This is a genomic window from Variovorax endophyticus, from assembly GCF_025376855.1.
Classification (GTDB): Bacteria; Pseudomonadota; Gammaproteobacteria; order Burkholderiales; family Burkholderiaceae_C; genus Variovorax.
Genome location: NZ_JAHUTH010000018.1, coordinates 1 through 25,318 on the forward strand (window position 1 = coordinate 1; position 25,318 = coordinate 25,318).

21 protein-coding genes are annotated in these 25,318 nt (G+C 70.7%); 11 read left to right on the forward strand and 10 right to left on the reverse strand.

Annotated elements, in window-relative coordinates; translation table 11 throughout:
- Positions 1 to 96: 96 nt before the first annotated feature.
- Both KV106_RS22495 and KV106_RS22500 read left to right on the forward strand, forming a co-directional pair.
- Positions 97 to 3,411 carry an efflux RND transporter permease subunit gene (locus tag KV106_RS22495; RefSeq protein WP_261212460.1) on the forward strand — a complete coding sequence of 1,105 codons (3,315 nt, stop codon included), beginning with the start codon at positions 97 to 99 and terminating at the stop codon, positions 3,409 to 3,411.
- A gap of 44 nt (positions 3,412 to 3,455) precedes the next feature.
- Positions 3,456 to 4,916, forward strand: a complete 1,461-nt coding sequence (locus tag KV106_RS22500) for an efflux transporter outer membrane subunit (protein ID WP_261212650.1) — start codon at positions 3,456 to 3,458, stop codon at positions 4,914 to 4,916.
- A 128-nt stretch (positions 4,917 to 5,044) separates the two neighbouring features.
- On the opposite strand, the gene KV106_RS22505 is transcribed toward KV106_RS22500, so the two are convergent.
- Both KV106_RS22505 and KV106_RS22510 read right to left on the reverse strand, forming a co-directional pair.
- Complete coding sequence (locus tag KV106_RS22505) at positions 5,045 to 5,410, reverse strand: SPW repeat protein (protein ID WP_057592842.1); 366 nt, start codon at positions 5,408 to 5,410, stop codon at positions 5,045 to 5,047.
- A gap of 86 nt (positions 5,411 to 5,496) precedes the next feature.
- Complete coding sequence (locus KV106_RS22510; protein WP_057592841.1) at positions 5,497 to 6,363, reverse strand: MurR/RpiR family transcriptional regulator; 867 nt, start codon at positions 6,361 to 6,363, stop codon at positions 5,497 to 5,499.
- Between the two features lie 173 nt (positions 6,364 to 6,536).
- Here KV106_RS22510 and KV106_RS22515 point away from each other — a divergent pair, with 173 nt between their 5' ends.
- Genes KV106_RS22515 through KV106_RS22525 form a run of 3 tightly spaced genes read left to right on the forward strand, consistent with a single transcriptional unit; the run spans position 6,537 to position 9,505 of the window.
- Complete coding sequence (locus KV106_RS22515) at positions 6,537 to 7,871, forward strand: aspartate aminotransferase family protein (protein WP_261212463.1); 1,335 nt, start codon at positions 6,537 to 6,539, stop codon at positions 7,869 to 7,871.
- A gap of 55 nt (positions 7,872 to 7,926) precedes the next feature.
- Entirely contained in the window at positions 7,927 to 8,826 is a 900-nt protein-coding gene (locus KV106_RS22520; protein WP_261212465.1) for an amino acid ABC transporter substrate-binding protein, read from the forward strand.
- A 16-nt stretch (positions 8,827 to 8,842) separates the two neighbouring features.
- Complete coding sequence (locus tag KV106_RS22525; protein WP_261212467.1) at positions 8,843 to 9,505, forward strand: aspartate/glutamate racemase family protein; 663 nt, start codon at positions 8,843 to 8,845, stop codon at positions 9,503 to 9,505.
- On the opposite strand, the gene KV106_RS22530 is transcribed toward KV106_RS22525, so the two are convergent.
- Positions 9,497 to 10,405 carry a hypothetical protein gene (locus KV106_RS22530; protein ID WP_057592837.1) on the reverse strand — a complete coding sequence of 303 codons (909 nt, stop codon included), beginning with the start codon at positions 10,403 to 10,405 and terminating at the stop codon, positions 9,497 to 9,499. The genes KV106_RS22525 and KV106_RS22530 overlap by 9 nt on opposite strands.
- A gap of 205 nt (positions 10,406 to 10,610) precedes the next feature.
- On the opposite strand from KV106_RS22530, the gene KV106_RS22535 reads away from it, so the two are divergent.
- Positions 10,611 to 11,438: an undecaprenyl-diphosphate phosphatase gene (locus KV106_RS22535; protein ID WP_261212470.1), complete on the forward strand. Its 828-nt coding sequence runs from the start codon at positions 10,611 to 10,613 to the stop codon at positions 11,436 to 11,438.
- Positions 11,439 to 11,455: 17 nt separating this feature from the next.
- Here KV106_RS22535 and KV106_RS22540 read toward each other — a convergent pair whose 3' ends face one another.
- Positions 11,456 to 13,378, reverse strand: a complete 1,923-nt coding sequence (locus tag KV106_RS22540) for a sensor histidine kinase (RefSeq protein WP_261212472.1) — start codon at positions 13,376 to 13,378, stop codon at positions 11,456 to 11,458.
- Positions 13,288 to 14,025 carry a response regulator transcription factor gene (locus tag KV106_RS22545; RefSeq protein ID WP_261212474.1) on the reverse strand — a complete coding sequence of 246 codons (738 nt, stop codon included), beginning with the start codon at positions 14,023 to 14,025 and terminating at the stop codon, positions 13,288 to 13,290. Before KV106_RS22545 ends, KV106_RS22540 begins: the two co-directional genes overlap by 91 nt.
- Before the next feature lie 99 nt (positions 14,026 to 14,124).
- Between KV106_RS22545 and KV106_RS22550 the strand changes: the two genes are divergently transcribed.
- A complete protein-coding gene (locus tag KV106_RS22550; protein WP_261212476.1) occupies positions 14,125 to 14,640 on the forward strand; it encodes an MOSC domain-containing protein in 516 nt (171 codons plus the stop codon).
- A 1-nt stretch (position 14,641) separates the two neighbouring features.
- Here the strand turns inward: KV106_RS22550 and KV106_RS22555 are convergent, their stop codons facing one another.
- Positions 14,642 to 15,604 carry a tripartite tricarboxylate transporter substrate-binding protein gene (locus KV106_RS22555; RefSeq protein ID WP_261212477.1) on the reverse strand — a complete coding sequence of 321 codons (963 nt, stop codon included), beginning with the start codon at positions 15,602 to 15,604 and terminating at the stop codon, positions 14,642 to 14,644.
- Between the two features lie 22 nt (positions 15,605 to 15,626).
- Positions 15,627 to 16,310, reverse strand: a complete 684-nt coding sequence (locus KV106_RS22560; RefSeq protein ID WP_261212479.1) for a DJ-1/PfpI family protein — start codon at positions 16,308 to 16,310, stop codon at positions 15,627 to 15,629.
- A 156-nt stretch (positions 16,311 to 16,466) separates the two neighbouring features.
- On the opposite strand from KV106_RS22560, the gene KV106_RS22565 reads away from it, so the two are divergent.
- On the forward strand, positions 16,467 to 17,462 hold the full coding sequence (locus KV106_RS22565) for a GlxA family transcriptional regulator (protein WP_261212481.1): 996 nt from the start codon (positions 16,467 to 16,469) through the stop codon (positions 17,460 to 17,462).
- A gap of 7 nt (positions 17,463 to 17,469) precedes the next feature.
- On the opposite strand, the gene KV106_RS22570 is transcribed toward KV106_RS22565, so the two are convergent.
- The 3 genes from KV106_RS22570 to mutS are packed head-to-tail and all read right to left on the reverse strand — an operon-like array spanning position 17,470 to position 21,744.
- Positions 17,470 to 18,273, reverse strand: a complete 804-nt coding sequence (locus KV106_RS22570; protein ID WP_261212482.1) for an alpha/beta fold hydrolase — start codon at positions 18,271 to 18,273, stop codon at positions 17,470 to 17,472.
- Positions 18,274 to 18,278: 5 nt separating this feature from the next.
- On the reverse strand, positions 18,279 to 19,118 hold the full coding sequence (locus tag KV106_RS22575) for a proteasome-type protease (protein ID WP_057592829.1): 840 nt from the start codon (positions 19,116 to 19,118) through the stop codon (positions 18,279 to 18,281).
- A 28-nt stretch (positions 19,119 to 19,146) separates the two neighbouring features.
- Complete coding sequence (gene mutS, locus KV106_RS22580) at positions 19,147 to 21,744, reverse strand: DNA mismatch repair protein MutS (protein WP_261212651.1); 2,598 nt, start codon at positions 21,742 to 21,744, stop codon at positions 19,147 to 19,149.
- A gap of 539 nt (positions 21,745 to 22,283) precedes the next feature.
- Here mutS and corA point away from each other — a divergent pair.
- The 3 genes from corA to KV106_RS22595 are packed head-to-tail and all read left to right on the forward strand — an operon-like array spanning position 22,284 to position 25,315.
- Positions 22,284 to 23,261 (forward strand): magnesium/cobalt transporter CorA, encoded by a 978-nt coding sequence (gene corA, locus KV106_RS22585; RefSeq protein ID WP_057592827.1) that lies wholly within the window; start codon positions 22,284 to 22,286, stop codon positions 23,259 to 23,261.
- Positions 23,262 to 23,312: 51 nt separating this feature from the next.
- Positions 23,313 to 23,789: a MarR family winged helix-turn-helix transcriptional regulator gene (locus KV106_RS22590; RefSeq protein ID WP_057592826.1), complete on the forward strand. Its 477-nt coding sequence runs from the start codon at positions 23,313 to 23,315 to the stop codon at positions 23,787 to 23,789.
- Positions 23,786 to 25,315 carry a DHA2 family efflux MFS transporter permease subunit gene (locus tag KV106_RS22595; protein ID WP_261212485.1) on the forward strand — a complete coding sequence of 510 codons (1,530 nt, stop codon included), beginning with the start codon at positions 23,786 to 23,788 and terminating at the stop codon, positions 25,313 to 25,315. The genes KV106_RS22590 and KV106_RS22595 overlap by 4 nt, the downstream gene beginning before the upstream one ends.
- The last annotated feature ends 3 nt before the right edge of the window (positions 25,316 to 25,318 follow it).

The window sequence follows — 25,318 nt, forward strand, 5'->3', positions numbered from 1 at the left end:
AGACAAGAAAAGTAAGTCGCCCGCCGGGGCGAGACCCGGCCAACAGCCTCAGCAAAAAGCAAGACCGTTGCACACCATGAACGCAGGAGGCAAGAGATGAACCTCTCCCGCCCCTTCGTCCGCCGCCCCATAGGCACAGTCCTCCTGACCATAGGCGTGGCCCTGGCAGGCATCGCAGCCTTCTTCGTCCTCCCGGTCTCCCCCCTACCGCAAGTCGACTACCCCGTCATCTCGGTCCGCGCCTCCATCCCGGGCGCCAGCCCCGAGACCATGGCCACGAGCGTTGCCACGCCCCTGGAACGCCACCTGGGCACCATCGCCGGCGTCAACGAGATGACCTCGACCAGCTCGGTCGGCTCCACCCGCGTCACCCTGCAGTTCGACCTCAGCCGCAACATCGACGGCGCCGCGCGCGAGGTGCAGGCCGCGATCAACGCGAGCCGCGTCGACCTGCCCGCCACCCTGCGCAGCAACCCGACCTACCGCAAGGCCAACCCGGCCTCGTCGCCGGTCATCATCCTGGCGCTGACCTCCAAGACCAAGACCCCGGGCCAGATCTACGACGCCGTGTCGAACATCGTGAGCCAGCGGCTGTCGCAGGTCGACGGCGTGGGCGACGTGGAGATCGGCGGCGGCTCGCTGCCGGCCGTGCGCATCGAGCTGCTGCCGTTCGCGCTCAACCGCTACGGCATCAGCACCGAAGACGTGCGTGCCGCGATCCAGGCCTCGAACGCCAACCGGCCCAAGGGCATGGTGCAGGGCGAAGGGCGCAAGCTGCAGGTCTATACCCAGACGCCGGCGCTGCGCGCGAGCGACTACGCCACCATGCTGGTGGCCTGGCGCAACGGCGCGGCGGTGCGGCTGGCCGATGTGGCCGAGGTCTACGACGGCGTCGAGGACACGCGCACGCTGGGCCTGTTCAACGGCGAACCGGCGGTGATCGTGCTGATCACGCGCCAGCCCTCGGCCAACATCATCGAGACGGTCGACGGCGTGCGCGCGCTGCTGCCCGAACTGCAGTCTCAGCTGCCGCCCGACGTCGAGCTGCGCGTGGCCTCCGACAGCACCAGCTCGATCCGTGCCTCGCTGCACGAGGTCGAGTTCACGCTGGTGGCCTCGGTGCTGCTGGTGGTGCTGGTGGTCAGCCTGTTCCTGCGCAGCGCGCGCGCCACGGTGGTGCCCGCCGTGGCCACGGTGGTCGCGCTGCTCGGCACCTTCGGCGTGATGTACCTGCTGGGCTTCAGCCTCAACAACCTGAGCCTGATGGCGCTCACGGTGGCCACGGGCTTCGTGGTCGACGACGCGATCGTGGTGCTCGAGAACACCAGCCGCCACATCGAGGCCGGCATGACGCGCATGAAGGCCGCGCTGCTCGGCGCCAAGGAGGTGGGCTTCACGGTGCTGTCGATCAGCGTGTCGCTGGTGGCGGTGTTCATTCCGCTGCTGTTCATGGGCGGCCAGGTCGGGCGGCTGTTCCGCGAGTTCGCGGTCACGCTGTCGGCGGCGGTGATGATCTCGCTGGTCATCTCGCTGACCACCACGCCGATGATGTGCGCCTGGCTGCTCAAGCGCGGCGGCGAGGCCGAGAAGAGCAAGCCGCGCGGCCGGCTCGCGCGCTGGTCGGAGCGCAGCTACGAATGGGTGCTCAAGCGCTACGAGGTCAGCCTCGACTGGGCGCTCGACAGCAAGGCGCTGGTGACGCTGATCCTGCTGGCGGTGATCGGGCTCAACGTCTACCTGTTCAGCGCGGCGCCCAAGGGCTTCTTCCCGCAGCAGGACAGCGGCCAGCTCAACGGCGGCCTGCGCGCCGACCAGAGCATCTCCTCGCAGGCGCTCGCGGCCAAGCTGCGCGAGGTGGTCGACATCATCCGGCGCGACCCGGCGGTCGACACGGTCACGGGCTTCATCGGCGGCTCGCGCGCGGGCGGCGGCTTCATGTTCGTCAATCTCAAGCCCGTGGACCAGCGCACGGAGAGCGGGATGGCCGTGATCGCGCGGCTGCGGCCGCAGCTCAATCAGGTGACCGGCCTGCGCGTGTTCCTCAACACGGTGCAGGACGTGCGCTCGGGCGGGCGCTCGAGCAACTCCACCTACCAGTACACGCTCAAGAGCGACAACCTGGCCGACCTGCGCACCTGGGCCGGCAAGCTGGCCGACGAGCTGCGGCTGCAGCCGAACCTCACGGACATCGACACCGACCAGGACCAGAACGGCGTGGAAACGGTGGCCGAGGTCGACCCCGACAGCGCGCGCCGGCTCGGCCTGACCTCTCAGGCGGTGGACAACGCGCTCTACAACGCCTTCGGCCAGCGCCAGGTGGCGACCATCTACACCGAGCTCAACCAGTACCACGTGGTGATGGAATGGGCGCCGCGCTACACGCGCAGCCCGAACGCGCTGCGCGACATCTACGTGCCGGCCACGCGCACCTCGGTGGTGGCGGGCCAGACCGTGACCACGCAGGTGGCGGCCAACGGCACGACCAACCAGTCGACCTCGGTGGCCACCACCAACACGGCCACGGCCTCGAAGACCGGTACCGCCTCGACCGCCTCGAGCACCACGCCCTCGGTGCCGGTGTCGGCCAACGCGGGCTCGCGCAACGCCTCCACCGGCAACGTGCTGAGCAACACGCCGACCGCGCTGGTGCCGCTGTCCTCGGTGGCAAAGTTCATCGAGCGCTCGGTCGCGACCTCGGTGAGCCACGAGGACGGCGAACTGGCCACCACGATCTCGTTCAACCTGGCCGAGGGCGCCAACCTCGGCGATGCGCGCGAGGCCATCGCCAAGGCCGAGGCCAACATCGCGATGCCGATCAACGTGCGCGGCGCGTTCGCGGGCACGGCGCTCGCGGCGCAGCAGTCGCAGGGCCAGCAGGCGATGCTGATCCTGGCCGCGCTGGTGGTCATCTACATCGTGCTGGGCATCCTCTACGAGAGCCTGGTGCACCCGATCACCGTGCTGTCGACGCTGCCCTCGGCCGGCGTGGGCGCGGTGCTGGCGCTGCTGATGTTCCGCATGGAGTTCTCCATCATCGCGCTGATAGGCGTGTTCCTCCTGATCGGCATCGTGAAGAAGAACGCCATCCTGATCATCGACTTCGCGCTCGAGGCCGAGCGCTCGCGCGGCCTGAGCCCGCTGGAAGCGGTGCGCGAGGCCTGCCTGCTGCGCTTCCGCCCGATCCTCATGACCACCCTGGCGGCCGCGCTCGGCGCGCTGCCGCTGGCGATCGGCTTCGGCGAGGGCGCCGAGCTGCGCCGGCCGCTGGGCGTGGCGATCATCGGCGGGCTGATCGCCAGCCAGGTGCTGACCCTGCTCACCACGCCGGTGGTCTACCTGCTGCTCGACAAGCTGCGCCGCCGCGGCGCCGACGAGAGCCACCTGAGCCGCACGATGGAGGTCCAGCCATGACCGCAACGACAAAGACACCACGGCCCGCACGCGCCATCCGAAGAATGCCCGCCTCCCTGTTCCAGACCCCTTTGTTCCCGAAGCGCATCGCGCTGGCCGCGACGCTCGCGGCGCTGCTCGCGGGCTGCGCCGTCGGGCCGGCCTACCAGGTGCCCGTCGCCGTGTCGCCCGCGGGCTGGAAGGAGCAGAAGACCGCCGAGGGCTGGCTGCCGGCCGCGCCGGCCGACACGCTCGAGCGCGGCGAATGGTGGAAGCTCTTCGGCGATCCGTTGCTCGACGAGCTCGCGGGCCGGGTGCAGGTGTCGAACCAGAACATCGCGGCCGCGGTCGCCAACTATGCGCAGGCGCAGGCGCTGGTGCGCGGCGAGCGCGCGGCGCTGTTCCCCTCGGTCTCGCTGAGCGGCAGCGGCAAGCGCAGCGGCAACATCGGCGGCGACAGCAATCCCTCGAACAACTTCTCCGCCTCGCTCGCGGCCGACTGGTCGCCCGACGTCTGGGGCCGGCTGCGCGCGGCGGTCAGCAGCGCGCAGGCCAATGCGCAGGCCAGCGAGGCCGACCTCGCGGCCGCGCGGCTGTCGGCGGTGGGCGCGGTCGCGACCAACTACTTCTCGCTGCGCGAGGCCGATGCCGAGATGGTGCTGCTCGACGAGACCATCGAGGGCTACCAGCGCGCCTACGAGATCACCAACAACCGCTACCAGGCCGGCATCGCCGCGCAGACCGACGTGCTGCAGGCGCAGACCCAGCTCGTGAACGCGCGCGCCGAGCGCGTCGGCCTGCAGCGCACGCGCGCCACCTACGAGCATGCGATCGCGGTGCTCGTGGGCGCGGCGCCGGCCGACTTCAGCCTGGCGGCCGCGAAGTGGACGCCGACCGTGCCGGGCGTGCCGAGCGGCGTGCCCTCGACGCTGCTGCAGCGCCGCCCCGACATCGCGGCGGCCGAGCGCTCGGTGGCCGCGGCCAATGCGCAGATCGGCATCGCGCGCGCGGCCTACTTCCCGAACTTCAGCCTCAACGCCTCGGTCTCGAGCAATGCGAGCAAGGTCAAGGACCTGTTCAATGCCTCGAACACCCTGTGGGCGCTCGGGCTGTCGGTGGCGCAGGTGGTGTTCGACGCGGGCGCCATCGAGGCCAACGTCGACTCGGCCAAGGCCAGCCACGAGGCGGCGGTGGCGCGCTACCGCCAGACCGTACTCGCGGCCTTCCAGGCGGTGGAGGACCAGCTCAGCGCGGGCGCCACGCTGGCGCAGCAGGAAGGGCTGCGGCGCGAGGCCTCGGCCGCGGCCGACAAGACCGAGCAGCAGCTGCTCAACCGCTACCGCGCGGCGCAGGTCAACTACACGGACGTCGTGACCGCGCAGGTGGCCGCGCTCAATGCGCGCCGCACGCTGGTGCAGCTGCAGGTCAACCGCCAGACCTCGGCGATCGCGCTGATCCAGGCGCTCGGCGGCGGCTGGCACGCCGAGTGGATGGCCGACGCCGGCACGCAGCCCGCCACGCGCTGAACGCGCCGGTGGGGCACGGGCCGGGAAGGGGTGGCGGACGCACGCGGCTGCGCGCGCGCCCCTGAAGTCGCCGCCGCGCCGCGCGTGTTCTCGCGGCCGGCGGCGTTCGAAGCCGGACCTTCAGCGGTTCAATGGGCCGGGCGGTCCGTCATGCCGCCGAGATAGTCCTTGTCGGTCACCAGCACCCACAGCGCCAGCACCAGGATCGCTGCGGCCACGAACACCGCATTGACCAGCGCCACCTCGAGCGTGCCGAAGCCCAGCACCCACGGCGACACCGCGAGCCAGACCGCGAGCGCGGCCTCGGTCCACTCTTCCCAGGCCTTCGGCACGAAGGTCGCCCCCAGTGCCACGGCACCGAGCACGAGCCCGGTGACGATCGCGCCCCACATGGCGAGCGCATGGCCCTGGAAACCCAGGACCCAGGGCGAGACGACCAGCCAGACGCCGAGGACGACGTTGACCGGGTCTTGCCAATGCTTCACTTGCTTCATGGTCTTTACCTCCTGTCGCGGCGACAGCAGGACGCGCGACCGCGACCGGGGTTGGACTGCGTGGCTTTGCCGGTGGTTCCGCGCGCTCAGCCGCCGCGCGCCACCGGCGGCACCAGGTAGGCTCCCGACTCGAACAGCTGCGCCTCGGCCTGGTCGATGCGCCGGATCACGGCCTTGCCCGCGCGGCTCGCGAGCAGCTCGACCAGCGCCTCGGCCACGGCCACGCCCGCGGCCACCGAGGGAAAGAACGAGGGGCTGTGGATGGTGAACAGCAGGGTCTCGTCGGCGCGCAGCGAAATCGGCGAGCCGAGGCTGTCGGTCAGCGCCACGATGCGGGCGCCCGCGGCCTTGGCGGCCTCGGCCACCTGCAGCGCCTCGCGCGAGTAGGGCGCGAAGCTCGCGATCAGCACCACGTCGCCGCGCCCGAAGGCGCGCTGCTGCATCTCGAGCGTGCCGCCCTGGCCGTCGACCAGATGCACGCTGCCGCGAAAGAGCCGGTACACGTAGACGAAGGAGAAGGCGATCGGGTAGCAGGCGCGAAAGCCCGCCGCATGCACCGCCGGCGCCTTCTCCATCAGCGCGCAGACCTTCTGCAACGCCGCTTCGCTCTGCTGCTGCGTGGTCTCGAGGTTGCGCCGCTGCACCTCGAACATCTCGCCGGTCAGGCCGCGGTCGCGCGCGCGGCCCACGAGCTGCTGGGCGCGCGCGCCGTAGGCCTCGGCGCCCAGGCCCATGTCGGCGGCGAAGGCGGCCTTGAGCTGCGGCCAGCCGTCGAAGCCCAGCGTCTGGGCGAAGCGCACCAGCGTGGCGGGCGTGCTCTGCGCGCGCGTGCCGATGTTGCGCATCGAGCCCGTGACCACCTCGTTCGGATGGTCGAGCACGTAGCGCGCCACCTGCTGCAGCGCGGGGCTCAGGTCGTCGAAGCGCTGGCGGATCTGGTCTCTGGCGCCCATGGCGGCGTTCCTCGTTGTCTCTGGCGTTGGAACGAATGTACCGGAGGCGCGCCCGGCGTTCCGGGCCGGGGCTGGAACGGGTGAAGCGAGTGGAGCAGTTGACGGAACAAATGTTCCAAGAAATAATTGGGCCGAAACGTTAGTTCCAGTCTCCATCCGCCTGTCCTCACGCCATGACGCACGTCTTCCATCGCCATCTCCGCCAGACCCCGCCCGTCGCCACGGGCTCGCATGGCCTCTACATCCGCGACGCCGAGGGCCGCGAATACCTCGATGCCTCGGGCGGCGCGGCCGTGTCCTCGCTGGGCCACGCGCATCCCGAGGTGCTGGCCGCGATGCATGCGCAGATCGACCGGCTGGCCTATGCCCACACCAGCTTCTTCACCAGCGAGGTGGCCGAGCGCCTGGCCGACGAGCTGATCGGCGCGGCGCCCGAGGGCATGAGCCATGCCTACCTCGTGAGCGGCGGTTCCGAGGCGGTGGAGGCGGCGCTCAAGATGGCGCGCCAGTACTTCGTGGAGATCGGCCAGCCGCAGCGCACCCACTTCATCGCGCGGCGGCAGAGCTACCACGGCAACACGCTGGGCGCGCTCGCGGTCGGCGGCAATGCCTGGCGGCGCGAGCCCTTCGCGCCGATCCTGGTGCCGGCCACGCATGTGTCGCCCTGCTATCCCTACCGCGAGCAGCGCGCCGACGAGAGCCCCGCGCAGTACGGCCAGCGGCTCGCGAACGAGCTCGAGGCCGCGATCCTTGCGCAGGGCGCCGACCGCGTGATCGCCTTCGTCGCCGAGACCGTGGGCGGCGCCACCGCGGGCGTGCTGGTGCCGGTGCCCGGCTACTTCCAGGCGGTGCGCGCGGTCTGCGACAGGTACGGCGTGCTGCTGATCCTCGACGAGGTGATGTGCGGCATGGGCCGCACCGGCACCTTGCATGCCTGCGAGCAGGAGGGCGTGGTGCCCGACCTGATGACCATCGCCAAGGGCCTGGGCGGCGGCTACCAGCCGGTGGGCGCGGTGCTCGCGCAGCGCAGGGTGGTCGATGCGATGTCGCAGGGCAGCGGCTTCTTCCAGCATGGTCACACCTACCTCGGCCATCCGATGGCCTGCGCGGCCGCGCTCGCGGTGCAGCAGACGATACGGCGCGAAGGCCTGGTCGCGAAGGTGCGCGAGGACGGCACGGCCTTCGGCGCGATGCTGGCCGAGGCGCTCGGCGCGCATCCGCACGTGGGCGACATCCGCGGCCGCGGCTTCTTCTGGGGCCTCGAGCTGGTGGCCGAGCGCGCGGGCAAGACGCCCTTCGACCCCGCGCTCAAGCTGCATGCGGCCGTCAAGAAGGAGGCGATGGCGCGCGGGCTGCTGTGCTATCCCTTCGGCGGCACGGTCGATGGCCGCCAGGGCGACCACGTGCTGCTCGCGCCGCCCTTCGTCGCCACGCGCGACGAACTGCACGAGATCGTCGCGCGGCTCGCCGATGCCATCGACGCGGTCACGCGCCGCGCCGCGGGCTGAGCCCGCGCTTCTTCCTTCCCCTTTTCTTTCACCCACCGCCTCGAGGAGCACCTCCATGCCCAAGCCACGCCTGCCGTTTTCCTTCCTGCTCGCTGCCGCCCTCGTGCTGCCGGCGCTCTGCGCGAGCGCGCAGGAGAGCGACACCCTCGCCAAGATCAAGGCCAGCGGCGCCATCACCTTCGGTTACCGCGAATCCTCGTTCGGCTTCTCGTACCTCGACGCCAACCTCAAGCCGGTCGGCTACAGCATCGAGATCTGCAAGCGCATCGTGGAAGCGGTGAAGAGCGAACTCAAAATGCCGGCGATCGAGATCCGCTACCAGGCCGTGACCTCGGCCAACCGCATCCCGCTGGTGCAGAACGGCACGGTCGACATCGAGTGCGGCTCCACCACCAACCTGGTCGAGCGCCAGAAGCTGGTGGCCTTCTCCCCGGACATCTTCCGCTACAACGTGCGCATGCTCGTGAAGGCCGATTCGGGCATCAAGAGCATCGCCGACCTGCAGGGCAAGACCGTGGTGACCACCACCGGCACCACCTCGTTCCGGCTGCTGCGCGAAGCCGACAAGGGCCGCAACCTCGAGGTCACGAGCCTCGGCGGCAAGGACCACAGCGACTCCTTCCTGCTGGTGGAGAGCGGCCGCGCGCAGGCCTTCGTGCTCGACGACATCCTGCTGGCCGGCCAGCTCGCGAACGCGCGCAACCCGAAGGATTTCGTGATCACCGGCGAGAGCCTGCGCACCGAGAACCAGTCGCTGATGTTCCGCAAGGACGATCCGGCCTTCAAGGCCATCGTCGACCGCGTGGTCTCGGGCATGATGAAGTCCGGCGAGATGGAGACGCTCTACGGCAAGTGGTTCACCTCGCCCATTCCGCCCAAGGGCATCAACATCAACTACCCGCTCAACGCCGAGACGAAGGACGCCTTCGCCAATCCCTCGTCGAAGGGCATCTGAGCCGCATCGCGTTCCCATGACCCGCATCGCCCTGATCCACGCGCTCGCGCATTCGGTCGCACCCATCAACGAAGCCTTCGCGCGCGACTGGCCGCAGGCGCTGCGCATGAACCTGCTCGACGACAGCCTGTCGGCCGATCTCGCGCGCGGCGGGCGCGGGCTCGACGCGGCCATGCACGAGCGCTTCCAGCGGCTCGCGCAGTACGCGGTCGACACCGGCGCCGAGGGCATCCTCTTCACCTGTTCGGCCTTCGGTCCCTGCATCGAGGCGGTGGCGCGGCAGCATGCGCCGCTGCCGGTGCTCAAGCCCAACGAAGCGATGGTGGAAGAGGTGGTGCAGGCGCTGCATGAAGCAGGCCCCGGCGCGCGGCTCGGATTGATCGCCAGCTTCGCGCCCACGCTGGCCTCGATGCCGCCAGAATTCCCGGCCGGCGTCGCGCTGGTGCCGGCACTCGCCGAAGAGGCGCTCGAGGCGCTGAATGCGGGCGACGGGGCGCGGCACGATGCGTTGATCGCCAAGCAGGCAGAGGCCTTGCGCGCGCAGGGCTGCAGCCACATCGCGCTCGCGCAGTTCAGCATGGCGCGCGCACGCGCGGCCTGCGAGAGCGCCTCGGGGCTGCCGGTGCTGACCACGGTCGACAGCGCGGTGCGCGCGCTGCGCCGGCGCACCTCAGGCTGAACGGTCGCCGCGCAGCAGCGTGTAGATCGCGGTGGCGGCGAGCTGCGCCGCGTCGCTGCGCCCGAGCGTGCGCGGGCGTCCGGTCGCGCGGTCCGCGGCCTGCAGGCCCTCGGCCAGGCGGCGGTAGATCTCGGCCGAAGGCATGGTGCCGCTGGTGCCCAGCGCATCGCAGTAGGTCTCGACCAGCAGTTCGTTGAGGCGTTCGCACTCGGCATTCGAGAGCTTCATCGCATCGCCGTCGAACAGCGTCGCCACCGCGTGCATCAGGTAGGCCTGGGTTTCGAGCGAGAAGCCCTGCTGCCGTACGCAGTCCTCCATCGCGCTCCAGAAGCAGGGGCCCGAGGTGCGGCGCCAGCTCTCGAGGATGCGGCGCGCGCGCGCCGTGAGGTCGGCCTGCGGGTCGCGCGGCGCGCAGGGCCGCAGCGCCAGGCCCTGCAGCGCGAGCGCGGGGGCGGCGTCGGCGCCGCCGAGCAGGAAGCTCCAGAGCTGCCAGCGCACATACCACTTGCGGTCGTGGGCGGGGTCGAGCGCCTGCGTCAGGCCGCGCTCGATGTATTCGGCCGCACCGGCCGTCTGCCAGGCCATGTGCCCGTCTTCCAGGTCCAGCGGCTGCATGCGCTGCGACATCCGATCGGCCGCGACCTGGCCCTCGGCGACCAGCGTGGCGCCGCGGCCGCGGCGATCGATCTCGCCCAGGCAGCGCGCGAGCCGTTCCAGTTCACCGGTCGAGGCACCCGTGGCGCGGGTGGCGCGGGACAGGGCGGCCTGCCGGTCGGTCTCGCGGCGGCGCGCACCGTGGCGCGCATGCGCGGCGTAATCGTCGGCGGTCGACGCATGCTCCTCGAGGCACAGCAGCAGTTCGTGGGCGTCTTTTTCGCGCTCGGGCGCGGGGGCGAGCATGCAATGTCCTTCGGTTGGCCGCCGGCGCGGGACGCCGGCGCGATGGGACTGTGACCGCGCCCGGCGGTCGGCGCCATCCCCCAAACTAGGTATGTCATAGAACGATACGAAGATGGGCGAACGGGCCACGGCGGCGGCCCGCGGAGCCTGAACCGGACCTGACCGGCTCCCTCGCGATAATTGCCGCTCTTTCAAGGAGTACGCGTTGGATATCGTTCTGCTGGTCAAGGCCGCCGTCATGGGCATCGTGGAGGGGTTGACCGAATTTCTGCCGATCTCGTCGACCGGCCACCTGATTCTTGCGGGCTCGCTGCTCGGCGGCTTCGACGACGAGCGCGGCAAGGTGTTCGAGATCGCGATCCAGACCGGCGCGATCTTCGCGGTGATCATGGTCTATTGGCAGAAGATCCGCTCGACCGTGGTGGCGCTGCCGCGCCAGGCCAAGGCGCAGCGCTTCGCGCTCAACGTGCTGATCGGCTTCCTGCCCGCGGTGGTGCTGGGCCTGCTGTTCGGCAAGGTGATCAAGGAACACCTGTTCACGCCGGCCGTGGTGGCCAGCACCTTCATCATCGGCGGCTTCATCATCCTGTGGGCCGAGAAGCGGCCGCCGGGCTCGGTGCGGGTCGAGAACGTCGACGACATGACGCCCTGGGACGCCCTGAAGGTCGGCCTGGTGCAGTGCTTCGCAATGGTGCCGGGCACCAGCCGCAGCGGCTCCACCATCATCGGCGGCATGCTGCTGGGGCTGTCGCGCCAGGCGGCCACCGACTTCTCGTTCTTCCTGGCGATCCCGACGCTGATCGGCGCCGGCGTCTACAGCCTCTACAAGGTGCGCTCGCTGCTGTCGGTGGCCGACATCCCGCTGTTCGCCGTCGGCCTGCTGTTCTCGTTCCTCAGTGCCTGGCTGTGCGTGCGCTGGCTGCTGCGCTACATCAGCTCGCACAGCTTCGTTCCCTTCGCCTGGTATCGCATCGCCTTCGGCATCCTGATCCTCGTCACCGCCTGGCAGGGCTGGATCGCCTGGGCCGAGTGAGGCCCTAGCCTGTCGTCTCAGACGGCGCCGACCGGCATCCGCAGCCCGACGCGGGTGGCGCCCGGCGCCGAGGCGATCTCGAAGGCCCCGCCCAGCCGCCGCGCCCGCGTGCGCAGGCTGCGCAGGCCGGTGCCCTCGGGCCGCGGCGGCGCCTCGGGCTCGAAGCCGCGGCCGTCGTCGCGCACCTCCAGCCGCAGCTGGCCGTTCTCTTCCACCAGCGACACGTCGACCCGCCGCGCGCCGCTGTGGCGCAGCACGTTGGTCAGCGCCTCCTGCAAAAAACGCAGCAGGTCGAGGTTCTGCGAGGGCGCGAGCGTCAGCGCCTGCAGGCCTTCCACGCGCCAGCGGCATTCGATGCCGTTGGCCTCGAGCAGTTGCGTGAGCCGGTGCCGCAGCGGCGCGACCAGGTCCGCGAGCGCGTGCGCGCCGTCGTCGCGGCCGTTGGTGTCGATGATCAGCCGCAGGTCGTCGCGCAGCCGCTTGAGCATGGCCAGCAGCTGCGGTGCGCTCAGGTGCTCGGGCGTGCGCTCCAGCGTCGCGATGCTGCCCACCAGCATGCCGCCCAGGCCGTCGTGCAGGTCGCTCGCGAGGTTCACGCGCTCGCCGATGCGCGCGTGCGCGAGCTCCAGCGCATGGCGCTGCGACAGCGTGGCCGCGAGCTCGTCCTTGGCGGCGTTCACCTCCTGGATCAGCTCGGTGTTGAAGTTCTCGATCCGGCGCAGGCTCTGCACGAAGCGCCCGGCCTGCGTCAGCGCCATGCCCAGCAGCAGCGCGTAGGACGACATGGTCGTGTAGTAGGTGTTGCTGTCGATCACCTGGGTGAACACCAGCAGGTCGTGCGCGCCCGTGAGTCCCGACACCGCCATGAAGGGCGCGAGCGAACGCATCGGGCTGCCGCGGTGGCGCCAGGCGTGGACGATGGCGGCGCTGTTGACCACGATGATCGTGAGCCCGCCCACCAGCGTCCACACCGCGCGGTGCAGCGGCAGCGCCGCGGGCGCGGCCAGCCACAGGTCGAGCACGCCGATCGCCGCCGCCAGCAGCGAGGCGCCCTCGAGCAGCGGCATGCGGCGCTCGCAGAAGCGCAGCGCGAACACCGCGTAGGCGGTGCTGAAGACCAGCAGCAGCGAGGTGTTGAGCGCCTGCCAGGCCGAGGTGGTGGCGAAGGGCCAGGGGCTGGTGGCGATCTGGTTGTAGCCGAACAGCAGCCACAGCATGGACATCAGCGCGAACCAGCCGTAGGCGGTCTCGCGCCGCCGCAGCAGCCACAGCGCCGCGAAGAAGGCCGACACCGCCGCGCTGACCGCGAGGCCCAGCACCTGCAGGTCGCGCCGCACCACGCGCTCGCGTTCGTAGGTGGCCTGCAGCACGGCCGGCGGTCCGACCACGACGGGCCCGAGCCCGGCCTGGTAGACCGCGAGCCCGGAGACGCGCACCAGCAAGGTGTTGGTGCCCGTGCGCAGCAGCGGCGGTGCCAGCAGCCAGTAGCGCGGCGTGTTCCAGGCCCGCGTGAGCGGCTCGACCAGGCTGGCGTCGCGCGAGATCGGCGTGCCGTTGAGGTACACGGCGCCGGCCATGTTGAGGTAGTGCAGCAGCAGGCCGGTTTCGCGCGGCTCGGCGGGCTGTTCCCAGCGCAGCCGGTACCAGGCCACGCCGTCGAAGCCGCTCCAGCGGTCGGCCCAGTTGTCGGGCAGGGCGGCGACCGGCTCCCAGCCGTCCTCGGGCGGACGGGTGTCGTTCCAGCCGGCGGCGCGCACGGCCTCGATGCGCAGCGCGGGGAAGTCCTGGGCCAGTGCGCCGTGCGCGCACAGCAGCAGCGCCAGCGCCGCGGCCAGGCGGCGCAGGAAGCTCAGCGCAGCAGCCCGTGCAGCCGCGCCTGGTACACCGCCTCGGTACGCGATCCGACGGCCAGCTTGCGGTAGATGTTCTTGGTGTGGCATTCCACGGTCAATCGGGAGATCGAGAGCATTTCGGCCATGTCGCGGTTGCTGAGGCCTTGCGACACCAGTTCGAGGATGCGGTGCTCGCGCCGGCTCAGCAGCGCGGCCGGGGTCCCCGCCGAGGCGGGTAGCAGCTCGCCCGGCTGGGTGTCGGCGGTCATGGCCGGGACCGGCAGCGCGCTCGGCTGGAGCGTGAGCCAGCCCAGGATGCGTCGTGCGATCGCGGGATCGATCGGCGCGCCGCCCTGCGCGATGCTGCGCAGCGCGATGCCGAGCTCGAGGTCGTCGCGTTCCTTCAGCAGGTAGCCGATGGCGCCCGCGCGCAGCGCCGCGAAGATGGTTTCCTCGGTGCGGTAGGCCGAGATCACCACGGCCGGCAGCCGCGGATGGTGCGCGCGCAGCCAGCCGATCAGGTCGACGCCGCTGCCGTCGGGCAACCCGATGTCGACCAGCGCCACGCCGAAGCTGCGCCCGGCCAGCAGCGCTTGCGCCGAGGCCACGCTGTCGGCCCAGGCGATCTGCGGCGCGGTGCAGCCCAGCGTGCCGAGCACGTGGGCCAGCCGCTGCTGCATGGCCGGATCGTCCTCGACCACCAGCGCGGGGGTCAGCGACACGGGTTCTGGGGTTTCCGGAAGAGGCGTGGACATGGCGGCAGGCGTTTTCCCTGGATTGTCGCCAGTTATTGCAATTTGTATCGCCGTCGTGGTTTTCCTGGCCTCCGCCGGGAGCCACGGACAATCGCGCGCATGCCCGACCTTCGCGAACTCATGCGCCAGTTTCCGCGCGCCGGCCGCCTCGAGGCCGTCTACCTGCGGCCCGCGCGGCGCCAGCCGGTGCAGGCCGTCGAGGGCGCGCGGGCGCTCGCGGGCCTGGGACTGGAAGGCGACCGCGCGAGCGCGGCCCGGCCCGGCGGCAAGCGCCAGGTCACGCTGATCCAGGCCGAGCACCTGGGCGCGATCGCCGCGCTGGCCGGCCATGCGGCCGTCGACGCCGCGCTGCTGCGGCGCAACCTCGTGGTGTCGGGCCTGAACCTGATCGCCGCGCGCTCGCTGTTCCGCGACCAGCCGCTGGTGCTGCGGCTCGGCGACACGGTGCGGCTCGAGATCACGGGCCCGTGCGAGCCCTGCTCGCGCATGGAGGAACTGCTGGGCCCGGGCGGCTACAACGCGATGCGCGGCCATGGCGGGCTGACCGCGCGCGTGCTCGCGGGCGGCCCGCTGCGCGCGGGCGACGCGGTGCGCTGCGAGCCCGCCGAGGTCTGACTCAGAGCCTGAAGCCCGAATCCTTCACGAGCTGCCCGAGCATGCGGTCGATCTTCGCGAGCCGCTCGCCCTGGTCGGCCGGCGTGCCGGGCACGGTCGTCATGTCGAGGCCCCTGAACTTCTCGACCACCTCGGGCTGCGCGAGCACCTGCGCCAGCGCGGCGTTGTAGCGCGCCACCGTGGCCTCGGGCACGCCGGCGCCCGCGTAGAGGCCCAGCAGCTCGGTGAGCTCCATGCCGGGCAGGCCTGCCTCCTCGAACGACGGCACCTCGGGCAGCAGCGGCGTGCGCCGCGTCGACGCGAGGATGCGCAGCCGGCCGCTGCGGTGGTAGGGCAGGAAGTCCGACACGCTGGTGATCGCGCCGTGCAGCGTGCCGCCGAGCAGGTCGGGCAGCATCGGCGCCGAGCCCTTGTAGGGCACGGGCAGGCTCTCGACCTGGAAGTGGCGCGCGATCCGGCTCGCCATGAACTCGGGCGCGCTGGCCGCGGCCGGCACGCCGATGGCGGCGTCGCCGCGGTGCGTGGCCAGCCAGCGCCCGAAGGCCGCGAGGTTCGAGGCGCTGGTGGTCGCGGGATTCGTCGCGAGCGCCAGCTCGAAGGTGGCGACGCTGCCCACGGGCCGAAAGTCGCGCGTGGTCGAGAAGCCCGGGTTCTTCACCGTCAGCGGCACCGTCGCCACCGTGTGGGTGTTGGTCAGCATCAGCACCGAACCGTCGGCCGGCGCGGTCTTGAGCGCGATCGCCGCGAGCTGGCCGCCGGCGCCGGGCCGGTTGTCGACCACCACCGGCTGCTGCAGCTGCAGCGCGAGCTTCTCGGCCACGATGCGCGCGGCGATGTCGGCCGGGCCGCCGGCCGCGTAGCCGACGAGGATGCGGATCGGGTTGCCTTCGGCCCGCGCGCGCAGGAAGGGCGCGGCGAGCAGGCCGGCGCCGAGGGCCAGTGCCGAGCGGCGGGGCAGGGACATGGTCATGTCGTCCTCCCTCGCTTCAGGCGGTCACCGGGGCCGTGCGCCCGATGCGCGCCAGGATCGCGCGCCGCTCGGCCACCACGCCGGCCACGCGCGCGCGCGCCGCCTCGACGATGTGGGCCGGCGCCTTGGCCGGCGCGCCGCTGTCGAACGGCGGCTGCGGGTCGTACTCGGCGAACAGCTGGATCGCGCGCGCCGTGTCGTCGTCGGTGGCCTGCGCGATCGCGCGCAGCGCGCAGTCGATGCCCGAGGTCACGCCGGCGCCGGTGATGCGGTTGCGGTCGACCACCACGCGCTGGTCGCGCGGCGTCGCACCGACCATCGCCAGCAGTTCGTGCGAGGCCCAGTGGCAGGTGGCCTCGTAACCCTCGAGCAGGCCGGCCACGCCCAGCAGCAGCGGGCCGGTGCAGATGCCGACCACCCAGCGCGCGCCGCGGCCCTGGCGCGCGAGGAAGTCGACCGTCTCGCGGTCCTCGAACAGCGCCGCGACGCCGGGGCCGCCGGGCACCACGAGCATGTCGAACTGCGGGCAGTCGGCCATCGCCCGCGTGGCGCGGAACTCCCAGCCGAGCTCGGTGCGGATCGGGTCGGTGTGCTTCCACACCAGCGAGAGGCTGGCGCCGGGAATGCGCACCAGCAGGTCCGCGGGCGCGGCGTAGTCGGTCGCGGTGATGTCGGGAAAGACGAGCATGCCGATCTTCATGGGGAGACTCCAGGTGGTCCAGGTTGGGGATCGGCCCAGTCTAGGAAGCGGCGGGCTGGCATTCGAGACAATTGCCCCATCATTCCTGCCAGCCCTGGCGCGGCCCGCCGGCTTCGGTTCTGCTGCGTCTTTCTCTTTCGCGAAGGCAACGTCTCCATGTCGATCCTGCCCGTCTGGTTCGTGGTGTTCGAGCGCTTCCAGCTGCTCGACGTGTCGGGTCCGCTGCAGGTGTTCGCCACCGCCAACGACGAGCTGCGGCTCGCGGGCCGCGCGCCGGTCTACCGCACGCGCGTGCTGGCCGCGCAGGCGGGGCAGGTGGCGAGTTCGAGCGGGCTCGCGGTGCAGGCCGAGGCCTGGCCCGCGCGCGTGCGCCATGCCGAGGCGGGCACCAGCACCGTGGTCGCGCCCGGCGGCCCGGCCGCCTGGAACCCTTCGACGCAGCTCGGCGGTGGCGGCACCGAAGCCGCCGAGGCCTGGCTGCGCCGCCACGGCGCGCGCTTCGACCGCGTCGCCTCGGTCTGCACCGGCGCCTTCGTGCTGGGCCGCGCGGGCCTGCTCGACGGCTGCCGCGCCGCCACCCACTGGGGCGCCTGCGACGCGCTGAGCACCGCCTTTCCGCGCATCGAGGTGCAGCGCGACGCGATCTATTTCCGCGACGGCCGCCGCTGGACCTCGGCCGGCGTCACGGCCGGCATCGACATGGCGCTGGGCATGGTCGAGGCCGATCTCGGCCGCGCGATCGCCATCGGCGTGGCGAAGAAGCTGGTGGTGTTCTACAAGCGCCCGGGCGGGCAGTCGCAGTTCAGCAGCGCGCTGCTCGCGCAGGAGGCCGAGGACCCGCGCATCGAGTCGCTGCATGGCTGGATCGACGAGCACCTGCACGAGACGCTCGACGTGGCGCGGCTGGCCGACCGCATGGCGATGGCACCGCGCACCTTCGCGCGCTTCTACCTGCAGCGCACCGGCGTCACGCCCGCGCACGCGGTCGAGCGCATGCGGCTGGACCGCGCGACGCGGCTGCTGGAATCGTCGGGCGCGACCATCAAGGCGGTGGCGCAGCGCTGCGGCTTCGGTTCGGAGGAGATCATGCGGCGCGCGTTCCAGCGGCGCTTCGGGGTGCCGCCGCTCGACTACCGGGCGCGCTTCCGCTGAGGCCCTGTCAGCCCATCAGGTTGCGCAGCGCCGCCTCGATCGCGGCCGCCGTGGCCAGCGGCTTCTCCATCGGGAACAGGTGCGTGCCGTCGAGCATCGCGATGCGGCCCTTGGTCACCTGCTGCGTCATCGCCATGCCCACGCGCTTCATCTCGGCCGACTGGCGCCCGCCGATGAAGGCCGCCTTGCACTTGAGCGGATGGCTGCGCAGCAGCGCGCCGAGGTTGTGCGGCAGCGTGTTGTAGATGGCGGTCTCGACGTCGCGGTCGAAGCTCAGCGCGCGCGTGTCCTCGCTATCGAACGTACCGTGGTCGATGTAGTCGTGCAGCACCTGCTCGTCCCACTTGGCGAAGGCCTTCTTGCTGCGGAAATGCTCGAACACCGCCTCGCGGTGCTCCCAGCTGTTGCGGCGCCGGCGGCTGATCGCGCCCGGCGAGATGCTCTTCATGAGCGGCGTGCGCTTCACCATGTTGAGCGTGTTGGCGCGCCAGCCGCCGAGGATCGGCGAGTCGACCAGCACCACGCCGCGCGCCAGCTCGGGATGCCGCGCGGCGCACATCAGGCTCAGGAAGCCGCCGAGCGAATGGCCGACCAGGAACACCGGCCCGCCCGCGCGTTCGGCGCGCGGCCGCGCGAAGTCGGCCAGCTGCTTGACCAGGTGCGGCCAGTTGTCGGTGACGGGGTACTTCGGGTCGTGCCCGAATTTCTCGATGGCATCGACCTCGAAGCCGCGGTTGCGCAGGCTGTCGAGGACGACGCGGTAGGTGCTCGCGGGAAAGCTGTTGCCGTGCGAGAAGACGATCGGCGGCACGGGGTTCAGATGAGCTTTTCGTCGGGCGTGGAGATCTTGCGCAGCGCGCCGTGCCGCGTCGCCGGCATCTTCAGCGGATGCTCGGTGGCGCTGTCGTCCCACACCGGGTCCTCGATGCTGTCGAACACCTCGCGCAGCTTCTGGCCCCAGCTGTTGTGCACCATGCGGTAGTAGGGGTTGTCGGCGTCGATGCAGATCACGCGGTCGGTCTCGAGCTTGTTGGCCTCGTAGACCACGAGGTCCAGCGGCAGGCCGACCGAGAGGTTGGACTTCATGGTCGAGTCCATCGACACCAGCGCGCACTTGGCGGCCTCGTCGAGCGGGGTCTCGGGCGTGAGCACGCGGTCGAGCACCGGCTTGCCGTACTTCGATTCGCCGATCTGGAAGTACGGCGTCTCGGTCGTGGCCTCGATGAAGTTGCCGGCCGCGTAGACCAGGAACAGGCGCATGCCCTCGCCCTTGACCTGGCCGCCGAAGATGAACGAGACGTTGAAGTCCAGGCCCGCGTGCTTGAGCGCCTCGGCATCGCGGTCGTAGACGTGGCGCACGGCCGAGCCGAGCACGCGCGCGGCATCGAACATGCTCTTGGCGTTCCAGATCGTGGTCGGCGTGCCGGGCTCGCCGTTCTCCTGCGTCTCGCGCAGTTCCTCGATCTGCAGGATCTCGCGCACCGACTGCGAGATGCTGAGGTTGCCCGATGACAGCAGCACCATGACGCGGTCGCCGGGCTGCTCGTAGACGATCATCTTGCGGAAGGTGCTGATGTGGTCCACGCCCGCGTTGGTGCGCGAATCGGACAGGAACACCAGGCCGGCGTTGAGTTTGATGCCTACGCAATAAGTCATTTTTTCGTCTCGCAAGAGCAGTGCCTGCTCATGTGGCTCCGCGGTCGCGTGCATTCAGTTTCTGTAAGGCGTAGAGCGCGTCGAGGGCTTCGCGCGGGGTCATCGCGTCGGGGTCGAGCGCGGACAGCGCGGATTCTACGGCGCTGATCAGAGGGGTCTCGGAGGCCGGGGGCGGGGCGAACAGGTCGACCTGGGCACGAGTTTGCGCATGCTGCGACTCGAGCGCTTCCAGCGCCTGGCGCGCATGGTTGACCACCGCCGCGGGCATGCCCGCCAGCCGCGCGACCTGGATCCCGTAGCTCTTGCTGGCCGGGCCGGGCTGCATCTCGTGCAGGAACACGATGTCGCGGCCGGCCTCGGTGGCGCTCACGTGCATGTTGACCGCGCCATGGTGCGTGGCCGGGAACTCCGTGAGCTCGAAGTAGTGGGTGGCGAACAGCGTGAAGGCCTTGGCGCGGTCGTGCAGCTGGGCCGCGATGCCCGCGGCCAGCGCCAGCCCGTCGAAGGTGCTGGTGCCGCGGCCGATCTCGTCCATCAGCACCAGCGACTGCGCGGTGGCGCCGTGCAGGATCTGCGCGGCCTCGGTCATCTCGAGCATGAAGGTCGACTGCGCGTTGGCCAGGTCGTCGGCCGCGCCGATGCGGGTGTGGATGGCGTCGATCGGCCCCAGGCGGCAGGCCGCGGCCGGCACGTGCGAGCCGATGGAGGCCAGCAGCACGATGATCGCCACCTGCCGCATGTAGGTCGACTTGCCGCCCATGTTGGGGCCGGTGATGACCTGCATGCGCTGCTGCGGGCCGAGCTGGGTGTCGTTGGCGATGAAGCCGCCCGAGGATTTCTCGGCCAGCCGCGCCTCGACCACCGGATGGCGGCCCTGCTGGATCTCGATGCATGGGTGCGAGACGAAGCTCGGCGCGCGCCAGTGCAGCGTGTGCGAGCGCTCGGCCAGCGCGCACAGCGCGTCGAGCGTGGCGAGCGCCGTGGCCAGGCGCGTGAGCGCGGGCACCGAGGCCTGCAGCGCGTCGAGCAGCTGCTCGTAGAGCCACTTCTCGCGCGCCAGCGCGCGGTCCTGCGCGCTCAGCGCCTTGTCCTCGAAGGCCTTGAGCTCGGGCGTGATGAAGCGCTCGGCGTTCTTCAGCGTCTGGCGCCGGCGGTAGTTGTCGGGCACCTTCGACAGCGCGCTCTGCGTGACCTCGATGTAGAAGCCGTGCACCCGGTTGAACTGCACGCGCAGGTTGCTGATGCCGGTGCGCTCGCGTTCGCTGACCTCGAGCTTGAGCAGGAAGTCGTCGCAGTTCTCGCTGATCTCGCGCAGCTCGTCGAGCTCGGCGTCGTGGCCGGTGGCGATCACGCCGCCGTCGCGCACCAGCGCGGCCGGGTCGGGCTTGATCGCGCTCGCCAGCAGCTCGGCGCAGCCCGGCGGCGGCGCCAGGCGTTCGGCGATCTGCGCCAGCAGCGCGGCCGCACCGGGCAGGGCGGGCGCGAGCTGCTCGGCCTTGGCCAGCGCCAGCCGCAGCGCCAGCAGTTCGCGCGGGCGCACCTGGCGCAGCGCGATGCGCGCCGCGATGCGTTCCACGTCGCTGGTGTTCTTGAGCTGCTCGCGCAGCGTGCGCCAGGGCGCGCCGGCGCCGCCGAGCACGGTGGCCTGCAGCGCGCCGATGGCCTCGAGCCGCGCCTGCGCGTCGCCGCGCTCGCGCCGCGGCGCCAGCAGCCAGCGCTTGAGCAGGCGGCTGCCCATGCCGGTCATGCAGGTGTCGAGCAGCGAGAACAGCGTGGGCGAGTCCTCGCCGCGCAGCGTCTGCACCAGCTCGAGGTTGCGCCGCGTGGTGGGCGGCAGCTCGATCAGGTCGCCGTCGCGCTCGACCGTGAGCCGCTGCAGGTGCGACAGCGCGCGGCCCTGCGTGTGCTCGGCATAGCCCAGCAGCGCGGCCGCCGCCGCATGGGCGTTGGTCAGCGATTCGGCGTTCCAGGCCGCCAGGCTCTGGCTGCCCATCTGCTCGCTGAGCTTGCGCTCGCCCAGGCCGCCGTCGAACTGCCAGGCCGGTCGCACCGACAACGTGAAGGGCGTGGCGCTGCGCGCCGCCTTGAGCCGCTGCTCGAAGGCCGGCGTGACCTCGGCGCCGTAGAGCAGTTCGCTCGGCGCGATGCGCGCGATCCAGGCCTCGAGCGCGTCGGCCGGGCATTCGGCCAGCCGCAGCTCGGCGCCGGTCACGCTGAGCCAGGCCAGGCCGCAGAAATTGCGCGTGCCGGCATGCACCGCCAGCAGCGTGGCATCGGCCTTGTCGTTGAGCAGCTCGGCATCGGTCAGCGTGCCGGGCGTGACCACGCGCACCACCTTGCGCTCGACCGGGCCCTTGGCGGCGCCGACCTCGCCGACCTGCTCGCAGATCGCCACCGATTCGCCGAGCTTGATGAGCCGCCCGAGGTAGGTGTCGACCGAGTGGAAGGGCACGCCGCACATCACCACCGGCTGCCCGGCCGACTGGCCGCGCTGGGTCAGCGTGATGTCGAGCAGGCGCGCGGCCTTCTCGGCGTCGGCCCAGAAGAGTTCGTAGAAATCGCCCATCCGGTAGAAGAGCAGGGTGTCCGGATGGTCCGCCTTGAGCCGGAGGTACTGGGCCATCATGGGCGTGTGGCCGGCGTAATCGGGGGCGGCTGCGGCGGGGGTATCGGTCACGGAATGGGCGCGTAAGCCATTGCTGGCGTTGGAGAAAGTGCTGTCTGAGGGTTCGGGCATGGGCGCATCGTCGCGAGGATCCCGGCCAGGCCGTGGCGCGGGGCGCCCGGTATTGTGGCCGACGCGCAAGCCGGTGGGCGGCGGGCGGCGAAGGCGATTCGCGCGGGCAAAAAAACACCCGCGCGCGGCGGGTGGAGTTCTTCCCTGATAGCTGTGGGCGGCTGCTCTTCTTTGTTGGTTGGGCGCCCCTTTTGCGTGACAGCGCCGCGATGTTCGTGTGTCGCCCGCGCAACGCATGTCAGTCTTTGCGCGCTAAGACTTGTAGGCGGACGAAAGAAGTGAGAAAAAAATCACGCAACTAAACCTTCGGCCGCTTGCGAGCAGGGATGTTTTAACTTTCGCGCTCCGCCTCGGGCCGGTCAGGCAAGGGCCCGCGGCGCCGTGGCACCATCGCCACCCCACCACCCAACCGCGACCCTGGAGCGCCGATGCTGATCAATTGCGTGGCTTACGAGAACGGCGCCAAGCTGGCCGACATCCCGGTCGAGAGCATCAGCGAATACATCTCGCGGCCCGGCTGCTTCGTCTGGGTGGCGCTCAGCGACGCCACGCCCGAGGAACTGGCCGTGATGCAGCTCGAGTTCGGCCTGCATCCGCTGGCCGTGGAGGACGCCCAGCACGGCCACCAGCGGCCCAAGGTCGAGGAGTACGGCGATTCGCTGTTCGTGGTGATGCACCTGGTCGAACCCTCGGAGGCCGGCGAGCAGTGCATCCATGTCGGCGAGGTCGACGTGTTCGTGGGCCGCAACTACGTGCTGTCGGTGCGCAACCGCAGCAGGCAGGGCTTCCTGGGCGTGCGCGAGCGCTGCGAACGCGAGCCCGGACTGCTGAAGAACGGCGCCGGCTTCGTGCTCTACGCGCTGATGGACGCGGTGGTCGACCGCTACTTCCCGGTGATCGACGCGCTCGAGGACGAGCTCGAATCGATCGAGCAGCAGATCTTTGCGCAAAGCGGTGCGGCGCGCGACAAGATCAAGCAGCTCTACGAACTCAAGCGCCGCAGCATGGTGCTCAAGCGCGCGGTCGCGCCGCTGACCGAAGCCGCCGGCAAGCTGCACGGCGGGCGGGTGCCGCAGATCTGCATGGGTTCGCAGGAGTACTTCCGCGACGTCGGCGACCACCTGGGGCGCATCAATGGCTCGATCGACGCGATGCGCGACACGGTGGCCACCGCGATCCAGGTCAACCTCTCGATGGTCACGATCGAGGAGAGCGAGGTCACCAAGCGCCTCGCGGCCTGGGCCAGCATCTTCGCCGTGTGCACCGCCTTCGCGGGCATCTGGGGCATGAACTTCGAATTCATGCCCGAGCTGAAATTCCGCTGGGGCTATCCCACGGCGCTGGCGCTGATCGCGGGCACCTGCGGCTATCTCTACTACCGGTTCCGGCGCGCGGGCTGGCTCTGAGAGCAGGCCGCTAAGGCCCAACTAATAAACATGTAGATAATCAAGTCCCTTATGAAAAGGGACTTCAGCCAGCGTTTCGGCTTCATCGTGAAGGACGTGGCCAAGCGCTACGGCGAGGCCTTCGACCGCCTCGCGCGCGAGCGCATCGGCCTGAGCAGCGCCCAGTGCCGGCTGCTCGGCGTGCTGGCCATGGAAGGCGAGGAGGCGCCGCTGTCGCAGGCCGAGCTGGCGCAGCGACTCGAACTCACGCCGATGGCCGTGGGCGGCCTGTGCGACCGCATGGAGGCGGCCGGCTGGATCCGCCGCGAGGCCAGCGCCACCGACCGGCGCGTGAAGCTGATCCACCTGCAGCCCAGCGCCGAGAAGGCGCTCGATGCCGCGCTCAATCTCAGCGACGGGCTCAATGCGCGCGTGATGGCGGTGCTGGCGCCCGGCGAGCGCGCCCAGCTGCTGGCGCTGCTCGGCAAGGTGCGCGGCAGCCTGCTCGAGATCACGGGCGGCAACGGCCCCGAGGGCGAGGGCAAATGACCGCCGCGCCCGGAACCGCGGTGCCGCACCGCGGGATGATCACCGTCTCGATCATGCTCGCGACCATCATGCAGGCGCTCGACACCACGATCGCCAACGTCGCGCTGCCGCACATGCAGGGCAGCCTGCAGGCCTCGCAGGACCAGATCACCTGGGTGCTGACCTCCTACATCGTGGCCTCGGCGATCGCGCTGCCGCTCACGGGCTGGCTCTGCGGCCACTGGGGCCGGCGGCGCGTGTTCATCATCTCGGTGATCGGCTTCACCATCGCCTCGGCGCTGTGCGGCCTGGCGACCTCGCTGGTGGGCATCGTCGGCGCGCGCCTGCTGCAGGGCATCTTCGGCGCGGCGCTGGTGCCGCTGTCGCAGGCGGTGCTGCTGGACATCAACCCGCGCGAGAAGGTCGGCCAGGCGATGGCGATCTGGGGCGCGGGCATCATGGTCGGGCCGATCCTCGGGCCGCTGCTGGGCGGCTGGCTCACCGACAACTTCGACTGGCGCTGGGTCTTCTTCATCAACCTGCCGGTGGGCGCCTTCGCCTTCTGGGGCATCGCGCGCTACCTGCCCGAGAGCCGGCCGCAGGGCGAGAAGCTCGACATCTTCGGCTTCGTCACCCTGAGCCTCGCCATCGGCATGCTGCAGCTGTTCCTCGACCGCGGCGAGCAGCTCGACTGGTTCGACTCGTGGGAGATCCGGCTCGAGGCCGCGGCCTCGCTGGTGGCCTTCTGCTTCTTCGTGGTCCACACCTGGACCGTGCGCGGCGTCTCCTTCTTCGACCGCGACCTGCTGAAGGACCGCAACTTCGTCACCGGCCTGCTGTTCGCCTTCATCGTCGGGATGATCCTGTACGCGACCATGGCGCTGCTGCCGAACTTCCTGCAGGGCCTGATGGGCTATCCGGTGGTCTACACGGGGCAGGTCACGGCGCCGCGCGGCATCGGCACCATGATCGCGATGCTGGTGGTGGGGCGGCTGGTGCAGCGCGTGGACGTGCGCGCCATCATGGCACTGGGCTTCGGGCTCACGGCCTTCTCGCTCTACCAGATGACGCGCATCACGCTGCAGATGGACAGCACCTTGATCATCGTCTCGGGCTTCGTCCAGGGCCTGGGCATCGGCTTCACCTTCGTGCCGCTGTCGACCGCCACCTTCGCCACGCTGGCGCCGCGGCTGCGCAACCAGGGCACGCCGATCTTCAGCCTGCTGCGCAACATCGGCAGCAGCGTGGGCATCTCGATCGTGCAGGCGCTGCTCACCGAGGGTTCGAGCGCCGCCCATGCGCAGATCGCGACCACCGTGGCGCCCGGCAATCCGGCGCTGGCCACGCTGCCTTCGATGATGTCGCCCGACGACCCGCTGGGCCTGGCCCTGCTCAACGCCGAGGTCACGCGGCAGGGCGCGCTGGTCGGCTACCTCGACGACTTCGCGATCATGATGGTGATCACGCTGGTGGCGATCCCGCTGCTGCTGCTGATCCGCAGCCCGAAGCGCGCGGCGGCCTCGGGGCCGGCGGAAGTGCCGCACTGAGCG

Bases quoted from the DNA above. Each gene is read 5' to 3' on its own strand.
- KV106_RS22495 (WP_261212460.1), top strand. From the start codon at position 97: ATGAACCTCTCCCGCCCCTTCGTCCGCCGCCCCATAGGCACAGTCCTC.
- KV106_RS22500 (WP_261212650.1), top strand. From the start codon at position 3,456: ATGCCCGCCTCCCTGTTCCAGACCCCTTTGTTCCCGAAGCGCATCGCG.
- KV106_RS22505 (WP_057592842.1), bottom strand. From the start codon at position 5,410: ATGAAGCAAGTGAAGCATTGGCAAGACCCGGTCAACGTCGTCCTCGGC.
- KV106_RS22510 (WP_057592841.1), bottom strand. From the start codon at position 6,363: ATGGGCGCCAGAGACCAGATCCGCCAGCGCTTCGACGACCTGAGCCCC.
- KV106_RS22515 (WP_261212463.1), top strand. From the start codon at position 6,537: ATGACGCACGTCTTCCATCGCCATCTCCGCCAGACCCCGCCCGTCGCC.
- KV106_RS22520 (WP_261212465.1), top strand. From the start codon at position 7,927: ATGCCCAAGCCACGCCTGCCGTTTTCCTTCCTGCTCGCTGCCGCCCTC.
- KV106_RS22525 (WP_261212467.1), top strand. From the start codon at position 8,843: ATGACCCGCATCGCCCTGATCCACGCGCTCGCGCATTCGGTCGCACCC.
- KV106_RS22530 (WP_057592837.1), bottom strand. From the start codon at position 10,405: ATGCTCGCCCCCGCGCCCGAGCGCGAAAAAGACGCCCACGAACTGCTG.
- KV106_RS22540 (WP_261212472.1), bottom strand. From the start codon at position 13,378: ATGCCACACCAAGAACATCTACCGCAAGCTGGCCGTCGGATCGCGTAC.
- KV106_RS22545 (WP_261212474.1), bottom strand. From the start codon at position 14,025: ATGTCCACGCCTCTTCCGGAAACCCCAGAACCCGTGTCGCTGACCCCC.
- KV106_RS22550 (WP_261212476.1), top strand. From the start codon at position 14,125: ATGCCCGACCTTCGCGAACTCATGCGCCAGTTTCCGCGCGCCGGCCGC.
- KV106_RS22555 (WP_261212477.1), bottom strand. From the start codon at position 15,604: ATGTCCCTGCCCCGCCGCTCGGCACTGGCCCTCGGCGCCGGCCTGCTC.
- KV106_RS22560 (WP_261212479.1), bottom strand. From the start codon at position 16,310: ATGAAGATCGGCATGCTCGTCTTTCCCGACATCACCGCGACCGACTAC.
- KV106_RS22565 (WP_261212481.1), top strand. From the start codon at position 16,467: ATGTCGATCCTGCCCGTCTGGTTCGTGGTGTTCGAGCGCTTCCAGCTG.
- KV106_RS22575 (WP_057592829.1), bottom strand. From the start codon at position 19,118: ATGACTTATTGCGTAGGCATCAAACTCAACGCCGGCCTGGTGTTCCTG.
- mutS (WP_261212651.1), bottom strand. From the start codon at position 21,744: ATGATGGCCCAGTACCTCCGGCTCAAGGCGGACCATCCGGACACCCTG.
- corA (WP_057592827.1), top strand. From the start codon at position 22,284: ATGCTGATCAATTGCGTGGCTTACGAGAACGGCGCCAAGCTGGCCGAC.
- KV106_RS22590 (WP_057592826.1), top strand. From the start codon at position 23,313: ATGAAAAGGGACTTCAGCCAGCGTTTCGGCTTCATCGTGAAGGACGTG.
- KV106_RS22595 (WP_261212485.1), top strand. From the start codon at position 23,786: ATGACCGCCGCGCCCGGAACCGCGGTGCCGCACCGCGGGATGATCACC.